Annotated in this window: 21 protein-coding genes; 9 read left to right on the top strand and 12 right to left on the bottom strand. The window is 63.3% G+C overall.

Features of this window, described 5'->3' with window-relative positions; translation table 11 throughout:
- The first annotated feature begins 124 nt into the window (after window positions 1-124).
- On the top strand, window positions 125-721 hold the full coding sequence (locus RAE04_RS02955) for a hypothetical protein (RefSeq protein WP_317026466.1): 597 nt from the start codon (window positions 125-127) through the stop codon (window positions 719-721).
- Window positions 718-2,241, top strand: a complete 1,524-nt coding sequence (locus RAE04_RS02950; protein WP_317026382.1) for a DNA polymerase Y family protein — start codon at window positions 718-720, stop codon at window positions 2,239-2,241. Before RAE04_RS02955 ends, RAE04_RS02950 begins: the two co-directional genes overlap by 4 nt.
- Here the strand turns inward: RAE04_RS02950 and RAE04_RS02945 are convergent.
- A complete protein-coding gene (locus RAE04_RS02945; RefSeq protein ID WP_317026381.1) occupies window positions 2,238-2,795 on the bottom strand; it encodes a hypothetical protein in 558 nt (185 codons plus the stop codon). The two genes, RAE04_RS02950 and RAE04_RS02945, sit on opposite strands and share 4 nt — an antisense overlap.
- Before the next feature lie 110 nt (window positions 2,796-2,905).
- Here RAE04_RS02945 and RAE04_RS02940 point away from each other — a divergent pair, with 110 nt between their 5' ends.
- Complete coding sequence (locus RAE04_RS02940; protein ID WP_317026380.1) at window positions 2,906-3,766, top strand: sucrase ferredoxin; 861 nt, start codon at window positions 2,906-2,908, stop codon at window positions 3,764-3,766.
- Between the two features lie 38 nt (window positions 3,767-3,804).
- On the opposite strand, the gene RAE04_RS02935 is transcribed toward RAE04_RS02940, so the two are convergent.
- The 3 genes from RAE04_RS02935 to RAE04_RS02925 all read right to left on the bottom strand — a co-directional run bounded on the left by RAE04_RS02935 (window position 3,805) and on the right by RAE04_RS02925 (window position 6,453).
- Window positions 3,805-4,485, bottom strand: coding sequence for a methionine ABC transporter permease (locus RAE04_RS02935; protein ID WP_049378924.1), 681 nt, complete (start codon window positions 4,483-4,485; stop codon window positions 3,805-3,807).
- Window positions 4,482-5,519, bottom strand: a complete 1,038-nt coding sequence (locus tag RAE04_RS02930) for a methionine ABC transporter ATP-binding protein (RefSeq protein WP_269954174.1) — start codon at window positions 5,517-5,519, stop codon at window positions 4,482-4,484. The genes RAE04_RS02935 and RAE04_RS02930 overlap by 4 nt, the downstream gene beginning before the upstream one ends.
- Before the next feature lie 70 nt (window positions 5,520-5,589).
- On the bottom strand, window positions 5,590-6,453 hold the full coding sequence (locus tag RAE04_RS02925; RefSeq protein ID WP_284792242.1) for a MetQ/NlpA family ABC transporter substrate-binding protein: 864 nt from the start codon (window positions 6,451-6,453) through the stop codon (window positions 5,590-5,592).
- Between the two features lie 137 nt (window positions 6,454-6,590).
- Between RAE04_RS02925 and RAE04_RS02920 the strand changes: the two genes are divergently transcribed.
- Complete coding sequence (locus RAE04_RS02920) at window positions 6,591-9,710, top strand: error-prone DNA polymerase (RefSeq protein WP_317026379.1); 3,120 nt, start codon at window positions 6,591-6,593, stop codon at window positions 9,708-9,710.
- Here RAE04_RS02920 and RAE04_RS02915 read toward each other — a convergent pair.
- From RAE04_RS02915 to RAE04_RS02900, 4 genes are read right to left on the bottom strand one after another with little or no spacing between them, the layout of a single operon-like run.
- Window positions 9,707-10,204, bottom strand: a complete 498-nt coding sequence (locus RAE04_RS02915) for a hypothetical protein (protein ID WP_317026378.1) — start codon at window positions 10,202-10,204, stop codon at window positions 9,707-9,709. The genes RAE04_RS02920 and RAE04_RS02915 overlap by 4 nt on opposite strands.
- On the bottom strand, window positions 10,204-10,467 hold the full coding sequence (locus RAE04_RS02910) for a helix-turn-helix transcriptional regulator (RefSeq protein ID WP_023020645.1): 264 nt from the start codon (window positions 10,465-10,467) through the stop codon (window positions 10,204-10,206). The genes RAE04_RS02915 and RAE04_RS02910 overlap by 1 nt, the downstream gene beginning before the upstream one ends.
- Before the next feature lie 42 nt (window positions 10,468-10,509).
- Window positions 10,510-10,719, bottom strand: a complete 210-nt coding sequence (locus tag RAE04_RS02905; protein WP_408933215.1) for a helix-turn-helix domain-containing protein — start codon at window positions 10,717-10,719, stop codon at window positions 10,510-10,512.
- A 1-nt stretch (window position 10,720) separates the two neighbouring features.
- Complete coding sequence (locus RAE04_RS02900) at window positions 10,721-11,269, bottom strand: hypothetical protein (protein WP_317026376.1); 549 nt, start codon at window positions 11,267-11,269, stop codon at window positions 10,721-10,723.
- Window positions 11,270-11,380: 111 nt separating this feature from the next.
- On the opposite strand from RAE04_RS02900, the gene RAE04_RS02895 reads away from it, so the two are divergent.
- Both RAE04_RS02895 and RAE04_RS02890 read left to right on the top strand, forming a co-directional pair.
- Entirely contained in the window at window positions 11,381-11,842 is a 462-nt protein-coding gene (locus tag RAE04_RS02895) for a PH domain-containing protein (RefSeq protein ID WP_317026375.1), read from the top strand.
- Window positions 11,839-13,152: a PH domain-containing protein gene (locus RAE04_RS02890; RefSeq protein WP_317026374.1), complete on the top strand. Its 1,314-nt coding sequence runs from the start codon at window positions 11,839-11,841 to the stop codon at window positions 13,150-13,152. Before RAE04_RS02895 ends, RAE04_RS02890 begins: the two co-directional genes overlap by 4 nt.
- Here the strand turns inward: RAE04_RS02890 and RAE04_RS02885 are convergent.
- Window positions 13,136-13,606 carry a tRNA (cytidine(34)-2'-O)-methyltransferase gene (locus tag RAE04_RS02885; RefSeq protein ID WP_269954168.1) on the bottom strand — a complete coding sequence of 157 codons (471 nt, stop codon included), beginning with the start codon at window positions 13,604-13,606 and terminating at the stop codon, window positions 13,136-13,138. The two genes, RAE04_RS02890 and RAE04_RS02885, sit on opposite strands and share 17 nt — an antisense overlap.
- A 23-nt stretch (window positions 13,607-13,629) precedes the next feature.
- Here RAE04_RS02885 and RAE04_RS02880 point away from each other — a divergent pair, with 23 nt between their 5' ends.
- The 3 genes from RAE04_RS02880 (at window position 13,630) to RAE04_RS02870 (ending at window position 15,895) form a co-directional block, all read left to right on the top strand.
- Complete coding sequence (locus tag RAE04_RS02880; protein ID WP_049378933.1) at window positions 13,630-14,478, top strand: bifunctional methylenetetrahydrofolate dehydrogenase/methenyltetrahydrofolate cyclohydrolase; 849 nt, start codon at window positions 13,630-13,632, stop codon at window positions 14,476-14,478.
- Window positions 14,475-14,789 carry a DUF3017 domain-containing protein gene (locus RAE04_RS02875; RefSeq protein ID WP_317026373.1) on the top strand — a complete coding sequence of 105 codons (315 nt, stop codon included), beginning with the start codon at window positions 14,475-14,477 and terminating at the stop codon, window positions 14,787-14,789. The genes RAE04_RS02880 and RAE04_RS02875 overlap by 4 nt, the downstream gene beginning before the upstream one ends.
- Before the next feature lie 125 nt (window positions 14,790-14,914).
- Entirely contained in the window at window positions 14,915-15,895 is a 981-nt protein-coding gene (locus RAE04_RS02870) for an HNH endonuclease signature motif containing protein (protein WP_317026372.1), read from the top strand.
- 128 nt (window positions 15,896-16,023) lie between these two features.
- Here the strand turns inward: RAE04_RS02870 and RAE04_RS02865 are convergent, their stop codons facing one another.
- From RAE04_RS02865 to RAE04_RS02855, 3 genes are all read right to left on the bottom strand, one after another.
- Complete coding sequence (locus tag RAE04_RS02865; RefSeq protein WP_317026371.1) at window positions 16,024-17,142, bottom strand: homoserine O-acetyltransferase MetX; 1,119 nt, start codon at window positions 17,140-17,142, stop codon at window positions 16,024-16,026.
- Window positions 17,139-18,455 (bottom strand): O-acetylhomoserine/O-acetylserine sulfhydrylase, encoded by a 1,317-nt coding sequence (locus RAE04_RS02860; RefSeq protein WP_317026370.1) that lies wholly within the window; start codon window positions 18,453-18,455, stop codon window positions 17,139-17,141. The genes RAE04_RS02865 and RAE04_RS02860 overlap by 4 nt, the downstream gene beginning before the upstream one ends.
- Window positions 18,456-18,577: 122 nt before the next feature.
- A complete protein-coding gene (locus RAE04_RS02855) occupies window positions 18,578-18,739 on the bottom strand; it encodes a hypothetical protein (RefSeq protein ID WP_162837285.1) in 162 nt (53 codons plus the stop codon).
- Window positions 18,740-18,753 lie beyond the last annotated feature (14 nt).

Genomic DNA, 18,753 nt, shown 5'->3' with positions numbered 1-18,753 from the left:
AAGGCTACCATTCGAACATACACTTGCATGTGTCTGGGTGAGGGTTCATACTATTTGGGTGAGTCAAACGAGCGTTCGCCTAGAAAAAGCGGTGGCCGGGCTAAGCAGGTCAGACCGTGTGGCGATGCTGCGTACCCGCATGCGCGCTATGGAGCGTGGCCCGGAAGAAGAGCTGGTAGATACGCTCCCCGGGCTAGCGCGCTTGCTTCCTGCAGGTGGGCTGGCGCGCCGGCGGGTGGTGCACTGTGCAAATTGCCCAGCGCTTATTGTGGAGCTTATCTGTCACCTCACTGCCCGTGGTGGGCATGTGGGAGTGGTGGGGTGGCCAGATCTCCTCCTCGCACAAGTGGCCGATAAAGGTGATATTGAACGTGTGGTAACCGTGCCGGATCCGGGCCTGGAATCTTGGATGGTGACGGGAGTATTGGCGGAAGGGTTGGACCTTGTTGTCCACCATGGGCCGCCCGGCGAGGTGAGCCCCACCAAAGCTCGGCCGGTGTTGGCGAAGGTGCGCGGCGGGCGCGCGGCGGTACTTACGGTGGGCACCCGGCTGCCGGGCACGGCAGTGGGGATAGGGGCGCGGGTGAGTGCTTACCGGGGCGTCGGCAAGGGCAGTGGGCGCATTCGCGGCGTGGACATGGACGTGGAGGTGACCTCGAAGCAGGGGGCCTCGCGCGGGGTGCTTACGGTGGGTGAGCGCCGCCGGTTGGAGGCCGTATGAGGGTAGCGGCCGTGTGGTTTCCGGATTGGCCCGTCCAGGCCGCCGGCGGGCAGGGCCCTATGGTTATTGCGCGCAACCACGCGGTGGCGGTGTGCGATAGGAAGGCGCGCCGGGCGGGTGTGCGGCGCGGGATGCGTCTGCGCCAGGCCCAAGCTCTGTGCCCCGAAGCTGCGGTGGTGGAGGCCAATCCGGACCGGGATGGCGCGGCGTTTGCAGAGGTTGCGGCCGGCTTGGATGCGGTGGCGTCCTCTGTGGAGGTGCTGCGCCCCGGCCTGGCAATTGTGGACGCGGGCGCGGCGCTGCGCTACCACGGGGAGAAAGCACTAGAGATGCTTGTCGACGCCTCTTCGTACGCCGGCTTCGACTCCACCCTCGGCGTCGCCGACGAGATTGCCACGGCCGTCATCGCAGCCCGGCATCGTGGTGTGGGCACGGTGGTGCCAGAGGGCGGCTCGCGGGAGTTTTTGGCCACCCAGCCCATAGGGGTACTGGCGGCCGATGAGGCCTTGGGCTTTGAGGCTGGGTTTATCGCACAACTGGATAAGCTGGGTGTGCGGCGCTTGGGTGACTTAGCGGCGCTGCCGTGTAAGCAGGTAGCCACCCGGTTTGGCGAGCCGGGCCGGCGGGCCCACGAGTTGGCCCAAGCCCGTGCGGATAGGCGCGTGGCACCAGAGCTGGCGCGCCCAGACCTAGCCGTAGAAATGGAAGAGCGCATCGAGCGCGTGGATGCGGCGGCGTTCGCGGCTCGCCAGCTCGCGGCCCGGTTGCATGCCCGCTTGGAGGAGGCCGGCAAGGTATGCCTGCGGCTGCGCGTGGTGGCGGAGTTTGGCACCGGCGAGGAGCTGGCGCGGGTATGGCGCACGCAGGAAGCGCTGACGGAGCAGGCCACCGCGGACCGGGTGCGCTGGCAGCTCGATGGCTGGCTCACGCGCGCTACTGGTGAGGGCGCGGCCATTCGCCGCCTAGCGCTGGAGCCAGTGGAGGTTGCCGCCCCAGCCGCTGCTGGCCTCTGGGGCGGGGAGGGTTCGCAGGAGCAGGTCAAGCGCGTGATCGCCCGCGTGCAATCGCAGCTGGGGGTGGATCGTGTGCTGCAGCCGCGGGCGGTGGGCGGCCGTGGGGTGGCTGAGCGCATCGAGTATGTGCCCTATGGCGAGCAGCGCGACGCCCCGCCGCAGGGCGAGTGGCCCGGCCGCATTCCCGCACCCTTGCCTGCGCGGCTGGGCGGTGGGCCGAATCACCCGGCCGCGCGCATTCGGCTTATCGACGCCGCCGGGCGCCCCGTCTTCGTTACCGCCGAGGCCCTCTTGTCCGGGGTGCCGGTGGCCTTGGGCTGGGGTGCGCATCGTTTCCGCGTGCTGGGCTGGGCCGGGCCCTGGCCGGTGGATACGCAGTGGTGGACCGATACCCCGCAGCGCGTGGCGCGCCTGCAGGTGGTGGGCCAAGCCGACCACGAAGAGCATCAGCGGGCCTGGCTGTTGGTATGGTCCGGCGGCCGCTGGCGGGTTGAGGCGACCTATTAATCGCGAATATCGACCACGAGGCGGGTGGGGTTATCGAGCACCTGCACGGAATAAGGCTTGCGAGAGGTCATACCGATGACGAACTGGCGGCGGCCTTCAAAGGTACCGCCGTTGACCACTTGGGTGACAATTCCCTCCGTGGGGGCATCCACCACGCCGATGTGAGGATCATCCTTGCCGGCTTCGAACGGGTAGACCACGCCGTCGATATTGACATTGAGCGCGGTATCGCCGGAGTGGGCGATAGTTTTACCAGAGCCCTGCTGCGTAGGCGTGTCAGCGTAGTCCACAAACCAACCGGGTGTGCCGCCGCCGTCGAGCTCGAAGACGACGCGCTCAAAGCCCTCGTGTCGGCCGATGCGCACGTCGGTCACCGTGAGTTCGGAGGGCGCCTGCGGCCGGAGGGTCTTCATCTCCATATTGGCCTGGCCCAGCGGATTGAGCTGGGAGCTATCCACAGACGCGGCCATGGTGGTGCGGTCCGTCTCGTGGGCGGCGCAGCCGCTGAGAGAAGCAGCGACGAGAAGCGTTGCGGCGAGACGGACTTTCAACATGTCCCCTAGGTTATATTTTCGGCCGTGAACTGTATAGCTGAGGGGGTACTTCGTGGCCGAATTGTTGCCAAGGGTGTGAGCTGAAAAGCAGAAAGGTTAGGCTTAGATATATGACCGAGTTCTGTTCAGATATCCAGGTAGAGCCGCTGCCAGGCACGGCGAAGAAGGAATCCGTCTATGTGCTTTTCGAGTGGCCGGGCGGATGGTCGCGAGACGTGCTCGACGGCGATACCTTTGGGCCGGAGCTCACGGCGCAGCTCAAGACCAAGCTGAAGGGCGTGGCGGGGCTGCAGCTTATCCGCCGGCCGGGCCGCGACGGCCGCCAGGTAGGCAAGATGCACCGCTGCTACCTGGTGTGGGCCGAGCAGGGCGTGATGGAACTCGTGCTGCTGACGGGCCCGGAGAAGATCCTCGATCTGGACCTGACCGGGCCTGGCCGCAATGGGGGCGGCGCTTTGGACACGCCGCTGGTGCTGGTGTGCACGCATGCCAAGCGCGATACGTGCTGTGCGGTCAAGGGCCGGCCGCTGGCCGCGGAGCTGGTGGCGGATTACCCAGAGATGGTGTGGGAGACCTCGCACACGAAGGGGCACCGGTTCGCGCCGTCGGTCATGCTCATGCCGTGGGGCTATTCCTTTGGCCGTATGAATAAAGAAGCCGCCGCGCAGATGATTGCGGCGGCGGCGAAGGGGAAATATTTCTACCCGGTAAATCGCGGGCGCGGTATTTTCGGCCCGCGCGGCCAGGTGGCGGAGTTGGCGGTGGCCCGCTCGCTTATCGACGCCGGCGAGGACCTCTCCTATGGCCAGCTCACCGCCACCGACAGCGGCGAGGTCAGCCACGCTGACGGCCGGCGCTGGCGCGTGGCGCTCGAGGAGCGCGAGGTAGAAGGTGTGGTCTCCTCGTGCGGCGATGCACCGAAGAAAGGCCAAGCCATCGTAGCGACCGGCGTGGAGCCGGTCGCGGGGTAGGCTGCGCGAAGGCGGCGTCGGCAAGCGGGGGGGGGGGGCTAGCGGCGCATGACCTTAGAAGAAAGCCAGTTGCCGAAGAACTGGGCGGCCTGCACCAGCACGATGATGATGAGTGTGGCCACGACGGTGACTTCCCACTCGAAGGCGCGGTAGCCGTAGACGATGGCAAAGTCGCCCAAGCCGCCGCCGCCGACGTAACCGGCCATGGCGGACATATCCACAATGGCGATGAACAGGAAGGTGTAGCCCAGAATCAGCGGGCCGAGGGCCTCCGGGACGATAACGGAGGTAATGATCTTCCACGGCGAGGCACCCATGGAGCGGGCGGCCTCGATAACTCCGGGATCGATGGACACGAGGTTTTGTTCCACCACGCGGGCTACGGAGAAGGTCGCGGCGATGACCATGACGAAGGTGGCCGGTCCGCGGCCGATGGAACCGCCCATCACCATGACGGTCAGTGGCTGGGCAAAAGCCAGCAAGATGATGAACGGGATGGGGCGGACGAAGTTTACCAGCAGGTTGACTATGAAATAGACAAACCGGTTTTGCAGGATGCCGCCCGTGCGGGTGGTATAGAGCAGCATGCCCAGGCCAAGGCCGAGGATGCCGGAGATGATGAGGGTGGTCGAGACCATGATGAGGGTATCGACGATGGCCTCGGCTAGTGAAGGGCCGAGGCGGTCCCAGTTGGCTTGGGCGAGGGTGGTGACGGTCATCGTGCAATCTCCTCAATCTGGGTGGTGGTAGAAAGCGTGCGGTAGAACTCTTCGATGGCGTTATTATCGCCGCTGAGTCGCACGGTCAGCTTGCCAAAGGAATGCTGCTGCAGCGTGGTGATACCGCCGTGGACAACGGCGATGGACACGCCGGCTTCCTTGAGCCGGGCGGCGGCGGTGAAGAAGCCGGATTCCTCGGTGAGGTTGATGGTAAACAGGCGGCCTTCGTGCGCAAGCAGATCGTCGGTTTCGACGACGTCGGGTTCGTTGCGCAGCGAGGTGGCCACGAACTTGGCGGCCACGGAGGTCTGCGGGTTGGAGAAGACCTCATAGACACTGCCTTGTTCCACTACGCGGCCGCTTTCCATCACGGCGACCTTATCGGCGATGGAGCGTACGACTTCCATCTCGTGGGTAATAACCACGATGGTGATGCCGAATTCCTTGTTCACCCGCCGCAGTAGGTCGAGGACTTCCTGCGTGGTGGTGGGGTCGAGGGCGGAAGTGGCTTCGTCGGCAAGCAGCAGCGAAGGGTTGGTGGCCAGCGCACGGGCGATGCCGACGCGCTGCTTCTGGCCGCCGGAGAGCTGCTCCGGGTAGCTCTTGCCTTTGTCTCCCAGGCCGACGAAGTCCAGCAGCTCTTGCACGCGCTTGGCGCGCTCCTGCTTGCCGACGCCCTGCAGCTGCAGCGGGTATTCAATATTGCCGGCCGCGGTGCGCGAGTTCATCAGGTTGAACTGCTGGAAAATCATGCCGATATTGCGGCGAATGCCGCGCAGCTTTTTCTCGGACATGCCGACGATATTGGTGTCATCAAGCAGTAGCTCGCCCGCAGACGGGGTGTCCAAACCGTTGATCATGCGCACGAGGGTGGACTTGCCGGCGCCGGAATAGCCAATGATGCCGACGATTTCGCCGGGCTCGATGGTCATGGAGACATTGTCGAGCGCCTTAATTCGCGCCTTTTTCTGTTTAAAGACCTTGGTGATCTCGCGGAACTCGATGCGGGTGCCGCGTTGAGTGGAATCTGCCACGTGTTTGCGTCCTTAGCTAGGAAAGTGCCAAACCCCGCCGGGGGCTCCGGCGGGGTAAAAGCAAGGGTGATTAGTCCAGATCTGCTTCGAGCTTATCCAGGATCTTCTGCAGATCCTCCTGGCTGCGCTCCACCTCGACGGAGGTACCGGCGGAGTCTTCGTCGACGCCCTCCTGGACGGCGTCGCTGTGCCATAGCTCGGCGAGCTTCTTGATGTCCTCGTTATCGGCGTCTTCCTCGCGGACGGCGAAGACATTGATGTACGGCTCTGCCTCTTCAGAGTTCGGGTCGTCCTGGAAGATGGCGGTGGCTGGGTCGATGCCGGCGCGCTCCAGGAAGGAGTTATTGATAATCGCCGGGGTGCCCTCTCCGTGTGCGGACGTGGTCTGTGCCGCATCTACCGGGGTGACCTTGACCTTGGACTTCGCCTCGTCAATATCCAGCGGGGTGGGCTCCAGGTTGTCCTTGTCCTTCAGAGTGAGAAGGTCGGCCTGAACCAGCACGTTGATGGCGCGAGCCTGGTTGGTGGAGTCATTCGGGATGGCGACCTCTTCGCCCTCGATGCCGTCGAGGGAGTCGTGGTCCTTCCAGAACAGTGCCAGCGGCACGATCTCGGTAGCCACGATAGGCACCAGGTTGGTGCCGTTGCCGTGGTTATACTCCGCCAAGAACTTCAGGTGCTGGAAGTTATTGGTATCCAGCTCGCCTTGGTCCAGAGCCTGGTTCGGGGTGTTGTAATCCGCGAAAGGCTGGATATCGATGTCATAGCCTGCGTTCTTTGCTTCCTGCTCGAACGCTACCCACGCCTTCTTGGCGTCATCGGTGGTGCCGACTGTGATGGTCTTGGAGTCATCGGAGTCGGAAGAGCATGCCACCAGGCTGGTGGCAGCGATGGTTACGGCGGCGGTAGCAGCCACTACGCGACGGATCTGCATGGGGAATCCCCTTCTTGTAGGAGTTGAAATAATTTGTCTGTTTAGCAACTTAGCAATCAGCGAACCGCTTTGTCTATTGCGGGCATCACGTCCCACCGGCTTGTCTAGAACAATGATTCGATATTACGCTGTCTGGAGTGGAATTTAATGGCGGAAAGGCACTGTCCTGGTCGCGGGTAGAGCGCATTCTCTCTGGTCGCGAATCTGCTGCGCCCGTGTCGGTTAATCACCTTCATGGGCCAGCGGATTCTGCTCGGCGCGGTCACTCCGCCGTCCCCTTTGCGGAGCTGCACGCGGTAAGTTCATATAGCTTTCTCGACGGCGCCGCCGAGCCGGAGGAGCTGGTAGCCCGAGCCGTAGAGCTGGGCCTTGAGGGGTTGGCCATCGTGGATCGCGATGGTTTTTATGGCCTGATGAAATTTGCTGAAGCCGCAGCTAAAGCAGATTTTCCGGCCGTATATGGTGCGGAGCTATCGCTCACGGAGGCCCCGGTGACCGTGCTGGCACGCACCCCGGAGGGCTATCGCCGCCTGTCGCGCCTCATCGCGCGTGCCCGGATGGAAGCCGGGGAGAAGGATCGCGTGGCTTATCCGCCTTTAGATGAGGTGGCACGCGAACTGGAAGGGGAGTGCTTCTTTCTGGTGGGGCCGGAGGCGCTAGCAGAAATCGATAACCTGCTCGAAAGAATAAAAATAGACAGCATAGTTCTCGAATATTCGTGCAGCATGTCCCCCGAGGATGCGGATCGGCACCGTTTCCTGGATAAATACAATAACCTGCGGGCCATCGCAACCGCACGGCCGGCGGCGGCGACCCGCGACCAAGCACGGCTCGCCGCAGCCAAGCGTGCCCTAGCCCGGCGCGAATCCCTCGCGGCTGCCGCGCCGCACGCCCACCCCATGGGTGCTGGCTGGCTGCGATCCGGCGAGCAGATGGCGCAACTCTTGCCGGATCGGCCGGAGCTCATCGCCGAAACTGTGGCGTTGGCTCGCGAGTGCTCCTTTACCTGGGATGCCCTCGCGCCCAACCTGCCGCATTTTCTGGTGCCGGAGGGGTATACCGAAATGAGCTGGCTGGAGCACGAGGTCTGGCGCCGCGCCAAGGGCCGCTATGCTTCGCGCCCGGCCGAGATCCGGCAGGCAGCAAGGAAACAGATTCGGCATGAACTGGGCGTCATCAAGCAGCTGGGCTTTCCCGGCTACTTCCTGATTGTGTGCGACCTGGTGGATTTTTGCCGCCGCGAGAATATTCTGTGCCAAGGCCGTGGCTCGGCCGCCAACTCCGCGGTGTGCTTTGCGCTGGGTATTACCAACGCCGAGCCCATCTCCGCGCAGCTGCTTTTCGAGCGCTTTCTCTCCCCGGACCGCGATGGTCCGCCCGATATTGATATCGATATCGAGTCTGGTCGCCGCGAGGAAGTCATCCAGTATGTCTACCGCACCCACGGCCGTGATCGCGCCGCGCAGGTGGCCAATGTCATTACCTATCGCCGCAAGGGAGCAACCCGAGATGCCGCCCGCGCGTTGGGCTATCCGCAGGGCTCGGCCGATGCGTGGTCGAAAGGTACCTCCGAGCCGCCTGCCGATGTCTCCTTATTGGCCGAGCAATTCCTCGGCCAGCCCCGCCACCTAGGAATCCACTCCGGCGGCATGGTGCTATGTGACCGGCCCATTGCGGACGTCGTGCCCATGGAATGGGCGCGCATGGAAAATCGCTCCGTATTGCAATGGGATAAGGACGATTGCGCGGCCGCCGGCCTGGTGAAATTCGATCTCTTGGGCCTGGGCATGCTGGAGGCGCTGCATCACATGATCGACGCCGTGTGCGCCACCACCGGCCGCGAGGTGCACCTGTGGGAGCTCGACCTCGCCGAACCGGAAGTCTATGACATGCTCTGCCGCGCTGATGCGGTGGGCGTCTTCCAAGTGGAATCTCGTGCGCAGCTAGCCACGCTGCCGCGCTTGAAGCCGCGCCGCTTCTTTGACCTGGTGGTCGAAGTCGCGCTCATTCGTCCCGGCCCCATCCAGGGCGGGTCCGTGCACCCTTACCTGCGTCGTCGCGATGGCCTAGAGGAGATCACCTATGACCATCCCGTGCTGGAAAAGTCCCTGGGTAAGACCCTGGGCATCCCGCTCTTCCAGGAGCAGTTGATGCAGATCGCGGTCGACGCCGCCGGGTTCTCCGGTGCTGAGGCTGATGATCTGCGCCGCGCCATGGGCTCGAAGCGCTCCCCGGAAAAGATGGCCGCGCTGCGCAGTCGTTTCTATGCCGGTCTGCGCGAAACCAATGGCATCGAGGGCGAGGTGGCCGATAAGCTCTGGACTAAAATCGTGGCCTTCGCCGCCTATGGCTTCCCGGAGTCGCACTCGCAGTCCTTTGCCTCGCTGGTGTATTTTTCCGCGTGGTTTAAATATCACTACCCGGCGGAATTTTGTGTGGGCCTGCTGCGCGCACAGCCGATGGGTTTCTATTCCCCGCAGTCACTCATCCAGGATGCCCGGCGCCACGGCGTGCGGGTGCTGCCGGTAAGTATTAATGACTCCGGCGCCCAGGCCCGCGCGACGGGACCTGCCGAGATTCGCTTGGGCCTTAACCTCATCAAAGGGCTGGGGGAGTCCGCCGCCGAGCGTGTGGAGGCGGCCGCGCCTTTTGCTAGCGTGTCCGATCTTTCGCGCCGGGCGGACCTCAGCGTGGAGCAGGTGGAGGCGCTGGCCACGGCCGGGGCGTTGGAGTGCCTTGGGCTGGACCGTCGCCAAGCGTTGTGGCAGGCCGGAGTTGCCGCCACCGAGCGCGAGGGCATGCTGCCCGGCACCTCCGCCCTGGCCTCGCCGCACCTGCCCGGCATGTCTGCTTTTGAGCTTATGGCTACCGACGTCGCCGCCACCGGCGTGACCCATAACCAGCAGCCGATGGAGCTGGTGCGTGCCTCGCTTGCCGACGTCCTCCCTGCCTCCCAGCTCCCCCATATCCCCGATGGCACCCGCGTGCGCATCGCCGGCATTATCACTCACCGCCAGCGCCCGCGCACCGCGTCTGGCCTGACCTTTTTGGGTGTGGAGGATGAAACCGGCCTGATGAACGTGATGGTTTCACCCGGATTGTGGTCGCGGCATAAGGTGCTGGCCCGCACCGCCCGTGCGATGATCATCCGCGGCATCGTGCAGAATGCCACCGGCGCGGTCAGCGTGGTCGCGGATAAGCTCGAGCCGCTGGACTTTGGTGAATTCCTCTCCCGCGGCTCCCGCGACTTCCGCTAGTTGCCGCCGCTGCGCAGCTCGTCCGCGTTAAGTTTATTGGCCAATTCCTTGGCTACCGCAAATGGGATCCACAGTAGCTGGATGTAGATGAGCTTGGCAAAGAAGATGGCGATATTAGCCCCGGAGGTTGCCTGCTCCACCGCAACCTGCTCCGCGCCTAAGAAGCGCAGCCCAAATGCGGTGGCGCCGGCGACGAGGAAGAGCACTATGGCCGTGGCCAAGGCAGTTTTAAGGCCTTGGTCGCGGGCGTCGGTATGCAGGCGCAGCTCGTACTCGTCCATCTCCGTGGTGGGAACGTCGAGGTGCCGAATGGACTGGCGCAGCCACGTGGTGCAGATAGTCGCCGCAATGCCAGCTATCGGCCACAGCAGATTAGACAAGCCAAGCGCGAAGAAGTGCAGGGCCGCCGCCATGATGGCCAGGCCGAGAAAAATGTCGCCGGCCAAGACAAGGCGCTTGCGGCGAGAAACGGAGGCGGGAATCGTGTTAGCCATTAGGAATTCTTCCTGTAGATTTCAGTGGACATGGGGGAAAATTCCTGGCGGGAAAAAATAGCCTCCACGGGGAGGTCAAAGACCTCACAGACGCGGAAGGCTAAGTCCAGGCTGGGGGAGTGGTCGCCGCGCTCAAGTGCACCGACGGTCTGGGGGTTGACGTCGATGGCCTCGGCCAACTGTGCGCGCGACATGTCCCGCTCGGCGCGCAGCACACGAACCCGGTTATAAATGGGTGCGGAGGGCTTCTTCTTTGGGGACATAAATCAAAGTATTGCATAAACCCAACACGCTGGCAAGGGTTGTTACTCGACGCCGAAGATATCTCCCGGCTGGCAGTCCAGTGCCGTGCACAGCGCTGCCAGGGTGCTAAAGCGTACGGCCTTGGCGCGATTATTCTTCAGGACGGAGAGGTTAACTGGGGTGATTCCTACTTCTTTAGCGAGCGCCGTGCCGGTAATGTCGCGCTCTTGCATAATCCGGTCGAGGTGGCAGATTACTTGGGGTTCATGTATCTCAGACAAGGCCTTCGACCTCCTCTTCTAGCTTGCATCCGCGCTTGATGGCGGCCGAGAAGAGCTGCAAGGTGCAGACGAAGAGGTAGGGCAGGGCGAGCTCGCCAAGGGACGTTCCGTCCTGGCTGGCCCACCAGTCGATTCCAAGCTGTGAGGAGGCCCAGTTATTGCCCAGGCCTTCGAGTACGAACCGTCCGATAAACCAGACGAGGATGCCGGCGGTCATTCCGTTCAGGAGGCGGATATTTTTCGTATTAAAAACCTGCCCGCGAAGCATCGGCTTAACCAGGCGATAGGCAAAGAACGCGATAATTAAGATGGCCGCTATCTTGACGGCGAGCGCTGTGGCGAGCATCCAGAATGGCCCGCCGTCGAGGTTGTGTTTGCCTAGGCCTTCCGGAATGGCCGCGCTCAGTGCGGTGGAAAAGTGGCCGGTGGCAAGGTCGTGCAGGTAGGAGGGGCCGAGGATGATGATGGTGAGGAGGGCGAGACCGGCTGCTGCATTAATTTCGCGGCGCTCGGCCTTAGGGGTGGGTTGTGGGGTGGTCATGACAATCCTTTCCGTCGATAATTTATCGACTTTCGATGTTGTCGTAATTCGATAATATCGAGTAACGATAAGTTGCGCAAGGGGTGAACCCGATTGATACTGTCAATAGCTATGAGCGAAGAAATGAATCCCGTCTCACAGCGACTGGTGACCTCGCGCTATATCCACCACCTGAGCTGGATGTTTCTGCTCGCCGCGGCCGCCGCTGCTGCAGGCTTTTGGTGGACCCCGTGGTTCTATTGGGCGGCCGGAATTTTCGTCGCACTTTTCTTCTGGCTGCTCTGGCTCATCCCCGCCCAAGTGCGCAATATGGGCTGGCTCGAAACCGACGACGAGCTACTTATCACCCGCGGCAAGCTCTGGCATTCCTTCACCGTCGTGCCCTATGGCCGCATCCAGTTCGTCGACGTGACCTCCGGGCCCATCGACCGTGCCCTAGGCTTGAAAAAGCTGCAGCTCCATACGGCCTCGGCCAGCACGGATGCCACCATCAAAGGCTTGGAAGCCCCGCTTGCCGACGCCCTCCGTACCCGCCTTGCCCATCAAGCCCGCGAACGGATGAGCGGCCTATGAGCGATCAGCTCAGCTTCCGGCGCGTCCACCGCCTCACCCCGCTGCTGCGCCTGTGGTCCGTAAACCTAGCCCTCATCGCGGCCTTCGCCCTCAACGTCAACATGGCGGGCCTGCGCGATATCTTCGCTTTTATTACCGGCGAACACCGCGGCGAGGCCCTGCGCGATACCGCCCTCGCCCTCGTCGGTTTCATCGCGGTCTGCGCGGTGGTGTGGCTCGTCTCCGGCTTATGGTGGCGCCGCATGGGCTATCGGCTCGGCGCAGAAGAGCTTTCTCTGCGCCGCGGCCTATTATCTGTCCAGCTGCGCACCGCACGCTATGATCGCACGCAGGCCGTTGACGTCGTCGAACCCGTCATCGCCCGACTCTTTCGCCTCGCGGCCGTGCGCGTGGAAACCGCAGGCGGTCAATCTTCTGTCATCGAAATCGCCTACCTGAAGAAGGCCGACGCCGAGGCCCTACGCGATGACATCCTCGCCCGCGTTCACGGAGTTCCCATCTCCCAAACCGAGACACCGGCTGCAGAACTGGCCGAGGAACCAGCTCTCGTGCCTGAAATCCCCATCGCCCGCTCCCTGATTGCGGCCGCGTTGCGTACGTCCACGCTTTTCCTCGCCGGCTTCCTCATCCTCGTGGTGGTTACGCGGTTGCCGCTCTCGACCGCGCTGCCCATTCTCGTCGGCGTGCTTCCCAACGCCTGGAACGTGCTCGATTCTTCCTGGCGCTATACCGCCCGCACCGACGGCGAGGTACTCAATATCACCTATGGCCTGGCCGATCGTCGCCGCCAAAGCATTCGCCTCGACCGCATTCACGCCGTGCAAATTACCCAGCCCTTCCTCTGGCGGCCGTTGGGCTGGTACGAGGTACGGGTTTCGGTAGCGGGGTATGGGGCGTCGGCAAGCGGCAAGGCTTCTGGCTCCACCCGCATCCTGCCGGTGGGCACCCTCGCCCAAGCCCGGCAATTCCTCCCGGCCGACGCCGCACCCACCTACGCCTCGCCGGCCCGCGCCAAGTGGGTCTCCCCGCTGGACTACCGCCAGCAAACCGTCGCGCTTAACGGCGACTACATCATCGTGCGCAACGGCCGGCTCAACCGCCGCGTCAAGGCCATCCACACCTCTCATATCCAGGAGCTAACCTACCGCCGCGGGCCGATTTCCCAGGCACTCGGCCTAGCCACAGTCGACCTCGACCTTGTCCAGGGGCCCGTGCGCATGGCCGCGCGCAACCTCACGCTTGCCGACGCCACCGCACTCCTTACCCAGCTACGCTCCCGCCAACTGCCGGATTTTAAACCGCCCCGTTAAAGCCCAGCTGGCGCCACGCCTCGAATACGGCCGTCGACGCCGAATTCGACAGGTTCATCGAGCGCCTAGCCGGCACCATTGGAATGCGCACGCGGTCCGTCACGCGCGAATGGTTAATATGCTCCTCCGGCAGGCCGGTCGGCTCCGTGCCGAAGAGCAGAACATCGCCTTCCTGGTATTCGATATCCGTAAACCACTTATCCGTATGCGTGGTAAACGCGAATACGCGCGCGCCCGGCAGCGCATCCATGCAGGCCTGAAAATCCTTGTGAATCTGCACATCGGCCAGATCGTGATAATCCAGCCCGGCGCGCTTTAAGTGCTTATCGTCGAAATTGAAACCCAGCGGCTCAATTAGGTGCAGGCTCGCGCCCGTCACCGCGGCCGTGCGGATGGCGTTGCCCGTATTAGTAGGAATGACCGGGTTATCAAAGACAATGTGCAGCTGGCTCATGCCTTCAGTCTAGGATGGTGGCTATGAGCGCTACCAAACTAGATGGCACACTGTACCGCGACGAGATTTTTGCTGACCTTGCCCAACGCGTGGCCGCGCTGAAGGACAAGGGGATTACCCCCGGCCTCGCCACCGTCCTGGTCGGCGAAGACCCCGGCTCCCAGTCCTATGTGAAGATGAAGCACCGCGACTGCGAAAAGCTCGGTATCAACTCCATCCGCAAGGACCTGCCGGCCGACATCACGCAGGAAGAGCTCGAGGCCGTCATCGATGAGCTCAACGCCGATGACGCCTGCACCGGCTACATCGTCCAGCTGCCGCTGCCCAAGCACCTGGATGAAAACGCCATCCTCGAGCGAATCGACCCCGCCAAGGATGCCGATGGCCTGCACCCGGTCAATCTGGGCAAGCTTGTGCTCAACGAGGAGGCGCCCCTGCCGTGCACCCCGAATGGCTGCCTGCATCTTTTGCGACGCTTCGGCGTTGAGCTCAACGGCGCCAAGACCGTGGTCATCGGCCGCGGCGTTACCGTGGGCCGCCCTATTGGCCTGATGCTTACCCGCCGCAGCGAGAACTCCACCGTCACCCTGTGCCATACCGGCACCAAAGACCTGGCCGCCGAGACCCGCGAGGCCGATATCGTCATCGCCGCTGCCGGCCAGCCCCACATGCTCACCGCCGACATGATTAAGGAAGGCGCCGCGCTTCTCGACGTCGGAGTCTCCCGCGTCGACGGCAAGCTCACCGGCGACATCCACCCAGATTGTTGGGACAAGGCCGGATTCGTCTCGCCGAACCCGGGCGGTGTCGGCCCGCTGACTCGTGCCTTCTTGGTGCGCAATATCGTCGAGCGCGCGGAAAAGTTGGCGTGAATCTAGATAACCCGCACGACGCCGGCCTCGCGCCCTCCTCGCTGCCGCCCGCCGCGCAGTGGGCAGCAATCGGCCTCTTCGTGGCGGGCGTGGTTGTCTCCGGTGGCTACGCCGTCTTCGAGTACTGGCGGCGAGCCACATTCCTCCTCGGACTGGCTTTGCTGTGGCTCACCGTGGTCCGACTGACGTGTGATTCTAGTCGTGTCGGCGTGCTAGCCGTGCGCTCGCGCCGCTTCGATGCTTGTTTCACCGGCCTGCTCGGCGCCACGATGGCCTTTCTGGCCTTTTCCGTGGACTCGCTCGGCAGCTAGTTATCCACAGGCTTTTGTAGAACCATCACCCATCTCGGTCCTACAAGGTGTAGTTCCGGCGGTTATCCACAGGCTATTGCCCGCCACCGCGCGCTGGGTTGCGCGGCCCACTTAGGCTCGGAGCCATGATTTCGACCTACCTGACAGCCGTGAACTCCCCGATGGTGCTCATCGAGGAGTGTGCTGGGCTGTCGGTAGAAGAGCTCGTCGATAAGGGCTTTAGCGACTGCGAGGCCGCTGAGTTTGCCCGCCTTGCCGATACTTACTTCGGTCGCACCTCCTTTCGCGCCAAGCAGCGCGCCGCCCGCCGCACGACGCTGCCGCTCGATGCGCTAAAAATCATCGAGCACTACGCCCAGAAGATGAAAACCCAGCGTGCGGCCTGGGCGCTGCGCGAGGAACTCTGCGCTCTGCGCGTTGCTACCAGCGAGATTGAAAAGCGCGCCCGCCGCCTTGTGCGCGAGGAGCGCACCACCAAGCGCTCTGAGGGCGTGCGCCTAACCCGCCGCCGCGATGACCTGTGGACGCTGACCATTACCGCTGAGTCCGAACTGGTGGCAGAGATTAATAACCATGTCTCCACTGTCGACGATGCTCGCCGCGTCTTTTCCCAGGGTGCCGCCGCTTCCACAATCACCACCAACGTGGTCCTCACCCTCAATGAGATGGTCAAGGTCACCCACGGCGAGGACGTGACGCTGCAGCTGACCAATGGCGCGCAGATTTCCGGTGCGGACCTTGCCCGCCGTGCGCTTGCCGACGTCGGCCTTATCACCCTCATCCATCCCGTCACCGGCCCCGTAAACCTTTACCAATCGCGGCGCCGGGCTACGTGGAAGCAACGGCAGATGGCGATGGCGGAAAATCCAGTGTGCCCGTGGCCCGACTGCCACACGCCAGCGGATGAATGCCAAGTCCACCATCTCACCCCGTGGCTGCTCGGTGGGGACACCAATCCCGAAAACCTCACCATGGCCTGCAAGTATCACAACGGGGTCAATGATGATGACCCCAATGCGCCGCCGCGCCGCGGCCGGCTCGAGCGCCGCCCCGGCGAAGGCATCGTCTGGCGCCCGCCCTGGGCTACACCGCCCGAAGATCGCTGAGCCGCGTCCCGCCTCTGCTCGCTCCGTCAATCCATAGTCCCAGCGCAGCGTGCCGCACCGCTTACCGCTAGTGCGCGCTGCGCGGCTTTGGCGATCCCAGACTTGGCGGGCTTTTAATTGGCGGGTTCTTAAATCGTGTACTCAGTCGGATCGCCGGCCGCAGAATCGATGCGCGGGTCCGGTTGGGAAAGGGTGAGAAAGTTTCGCAAGATGCGATCCATCTGGCGTGATTCGGTAAGAAAAGCGTCGTGGCCCACTGGGGAGACAACCTTCGCCATCGCCAACAGATTTCCCAGATTGCGCGAGATGTGTTCCTGCTGGTGATACGGGTACAAGATATCCGTGTCCACGCCGACGACCATCGTTGGCACCTCGGACGAGCCCAGCGCGCGGTTGAGGCCGCCGCGGCCGCGGCCGATATCGTGGCGGTTCAGCGCCTCGGTAAGGGTGACATAGGAACCGGCATCGAAGCGATCGGCCAGCTTGGTGCCCTGGTAATCTAGGTAGGAGTTGACGGCAAAGCGATTATCGCGGCGGCGGTAAGGCCCGAGCGGGTTCTCGCCGGTCTGGGCCTGGACGCCGAAGCGCTCGTCGATTTCCTGCTCGCCGCGATACGTCAGGTGTGCAATGCGACGCGCGGCCGCCAGCCCCTCGCGTGGGCGCTGCGCGGAGGCGTAGTAGTCGCCGCCATGCCAGAAAGAATCTTGCTCGATGGCCGCGATCTGTGCCGATTGGATACCAATCTGCCAGGCGGAAGCGCGGGCCGATACGGCAATGACGCAGGCCGCATCAACGGCCTCGGGGTGCATCAGCGTCCACTCCAGCGTGCGCGCGCCGCCCATCGAACCGCCAATGATGGCGTGGACGTGGGTGATGCCGAGCTCGCGGAGCGCGGCGCGCTCGGCCGAGACGAGGTCGCGCACCGAAAGCGCGGGGAAGCGCGAGCCCCAGGCGCGGCCGTCGTCTGGTTGCGGGGAGGCGGGGCCGGTGGAGCCGCCGCATCCGCCCAGTGCGTTGGTGGCGATAACGCACCACTTCGTCGTATCTAGCGCCTTGCCAGGGCCGACTAGATCGGCCCACCACTCGGCCACATTCGAATCACCGGTCAGGGCGTGTTCAACCACAATGACGTTATTGCGGCCGTGGGGATCGCCGAGGAGGTGGCCGAAGCGGTGGTAGGCAATGTGGGCGTCGGCAAGCGTGGCGCCGGCTTCGGTGTGGAAGTCGCCGATGCTAACTAGCTTCATGCCAGCGCGTTAAAGCCCAGCTCGAGGTCCGCGATGATGTCATCGATGTGCTCGATGCCCACGGACAGACGGATGGTGGACTGGGTGATGCCGGCAGCAGCAAGCGCAGGCTCGTCGGACTGGGAGTGCGTGGTGGTTGCTGGGTGTACGGCCAGGGAGCGGGTGTCACCGATATTAGCGAGGTTGGAGTGGAGCTTGAGGGCGTCGATAAACGCCCAGGCTTCCTCGCGGCCGCCGTCGATGTCGAAGGAGAGGACGGAGCCGGTGTAGGCGTAGCCGAGCTTTTCCTTGGTGGCCTTGTATGGCGAAGAATCCAGGCCGGCGTAGTTGACCTTGGTGACCTTGGCGTGGCCTTCCAAGTACTCGGCAACGGCCTGGGCGTTGGCATTGTGCTTTTCGACGCGCAGCCCCACCGTCTCAATTCCATTCAGCGTCAGCCAGGCGTTGAAGGGGGAGATGGCGGCGCCGGTATCGCGTAGCAGGCCGGCGCGGGCCTTGAGCGCGAAGGCTGGGGCGCCGAGATCAGCGTACTTCAGGCCGTGGTAGGCCTCATCTGGAGTGACGAAGTAGGGAAAGACGGGCTCGCCGTTGCGGGTGACGGTCCAGTCGAAGGAGCCGCCGTCGATAATCGCGCCGCCGATGGCCGAGCCATTGCCGGTGTAGAACTTGGTGGTGGACACAACGACGATGTCCGCGCCGAGGTCCAGCGGACGGGCGAGGGCAGCGGTGGCGATGGTGTTATCCACGATGAGCGGGACTTGGTTATTGTGGGCGACCTCGGCGATGGCCGGGATATCGAGGACATCGGCCACGGGATTGCCGAAGGTCTCGCCGTAGAAGGCCTTCGTATTCGGCTGGACGGCGTCCTGCCAGGACTGCGGGTCATCCGGGTTCTCGACGAGGGTGACGTCGATGCCTAGGCGCTTGAGCGTGACGGTGAAGAGTGTTGAGGTGCCGCCGTAGAGGCGCGGGGAGGTCACGATGTGGTCGCCGGCCGAGGCGAGGTTCAAAATGGCCGCGGTTTCGGCGGCCTGGCCGGAGGCGAAGGCAACGGCCGCGACGCCGCCCTCGAGGGAGGCGAGGCGTTCTTCCAGCGCGTCCTGGGTGGGGTTGGTCAGGCGGGTGTAGATGGGGCCGGCATCGGAAAGGTTGAAGCGGTTGGCCGCGTGCTCGGCGTCGTTAAAAACGTAGGAAGTGGTCTGGTAAATCGGCACGTTGCGGGCGTTGTGGTGCCCGTCGAGGTTTTGGCCCGCGTGTACGGAGCGGGTAGCGAAGGACCAGTTGGAATTGGAGTTATCGTATTTCGTCGTCATGCTTGGCAAGACTAGACCAAGCGGTATATCTGGCGAACAGATTTGGAAAAACGTGCTGGCAGGACCGAGAATAAAAATAGACCAAGCGGTCGGTGTGTGCTTGGTCTGGTGGGGTGCCTTGCTTAGCGGTGGCGGTCTTGTTTCTCGAGCTGATCAGCAATGCGGCGGGTGTTAGTGCGAGTTTCGTTGCTATTGCGTACGAGCTTGACCACGATGGCGATGATTCCGGCGAGGATAAGAAACGGAATGAGTATGAGTAGGAATTCAAGCGGGCCGAGGGACATGCATTACCTTATCT

The sequence above is a fragment of the Corynebacterium sp. CTNIH16 genome (assembly GCF_032821655.1).
Lineage (GTDB): Bacteria > Actinomycetota > Actinomycetes > Mycobacteriales > Mycobacteriaceae > Corynebacterium > Corynebacterium marquesiae.
This window is presented reverse-complemented; position numbering and strand designations above follow the sequence as displayed.

Excerpts from the sequence above, each read along its gene's own strand:
- RAE04_RS02885 (WP_269954168.1), bottom strand. The coding sequence starts at position 13,606 with ATGAGCCAGCTGCACATTGTCTTTGATAACCCGGTCATTCCTACTAAT.
- RAE04_RS02865 (WP_317026371.1), bottom strand. The coding sequence starts at position 17,142 with ATGAAGCTAGTTAGCATCGGCGACTTCCACACCGAAGCCGGCGCCACG.
- RAE04_RS02900 (WP_317026376.1), bottom strand. The coding sequence starts at position 11,269 with ATGACCACCCCACAACCCACCCCTAAGGCCGAGCGCCGCGAAATTAAT.
- RAE04_RS02925 (WP_284792242.1), bottom strand. The coding sequence starts at position 6,453 with ATGCAGATCCGTCGCGTAGTGGCTGCTACCGCCGCCGTAACCATCGCT.
- RAE04_RS02940 (WP_317026380.1), top strand. The coding sequence starts at position 2,906 with ATGACCGAGTTCTGTTCAGATATCCAGGTAGAGCCGCTGCCAGGCACG.
- RAE04_RS02935 (WP_049378924.1), bottom strand. The coding sequence starts at position 4,485 with ATGACCGTCACCACCCTCGCCCAAGCCAACTGGGACCGCCTCGGCCCT.
- RAE04_RS02855 (WP_162837285.1), bottom strand. The coding sequence starts at position 18,739 with ATGTCCCTCGGCCCGCTTGAATTCCTACTCATACTCATTCCGTTTCTT.
- RAE04_RS02870 (WP_317026372.1), top strand. The coding sequence starts at position 14,915 with ATGATTTCGACCTACCTGACAGCCGTGAACTCCCCGATGGTGCTCATC.
- RAE04_RS02945 (WP_317026381.1), bottom strand. The coding sequence starts at position 2,795 with ATGTTGAAAGTCCGTCTCGCCGCAACGCTTCTCGTCGCTGCTTCTCTC.
- RAE04_RS02860 (WP_317026370.1), bottom strand. The coding sequence starts at position 18,455 with ATGACGACGAAATACGATAACTCCAATTCCAACTGGTCCTTCGCTACC.
- RAE04_RS02890 (WP_317026374.1), top strand. The coding sequence starts at position 11,839 with ATGAGCGATCAGCTCAGCTTCCGGCGCGTCCACCGCCTCACCCCGCTG.
- RAE04_RS02910 (WP_023020645.1), bottom strand. The coding sequence starts at position 10,467 with ATGTCCCCAAAGAAGAAGCCCTCCGCACCCATTTATAACCGGGTTCGT.
- RAE04_RS02895 (WP_317026375.1), top strand. The coding sequence starts at position 11,381 with ATGAGCGAAGAAATGAATCCCGTCTCACAGCGACTGGTGACCTCGCGC.
- RAE04_RS02915 (WP_317026378.1), bottom strand. The coding sequence starts at position 10,204 with ATGGCTAACACGATTCCCGCCTCCGTTTCTCGCCGCAAGCGCCTTGTC.
- RAE04_RS02880 (WP_049378933.1), top strand. The coding sequence starts at position 13,630 with ATGAGCGCTACCAAACTAGATGGCACACTGTACCGCGACGAGATTTTT.
- RAE04_RS02955 (WP_317026466.1), top strand. The coding sequence starts at position 125 with ATGCTGCGTACCCGCATGCGCGCTATGGAGCGTGGCCCGGAAGAAGAG.
- RAE04_RS02950 (WP_317026382.1), top strand. The coding sequence starts at position 718 with ATGAGGGTAGCGGCCGTGTGGTTTCCGGATTGGCCCGTCCAGGCCGCC.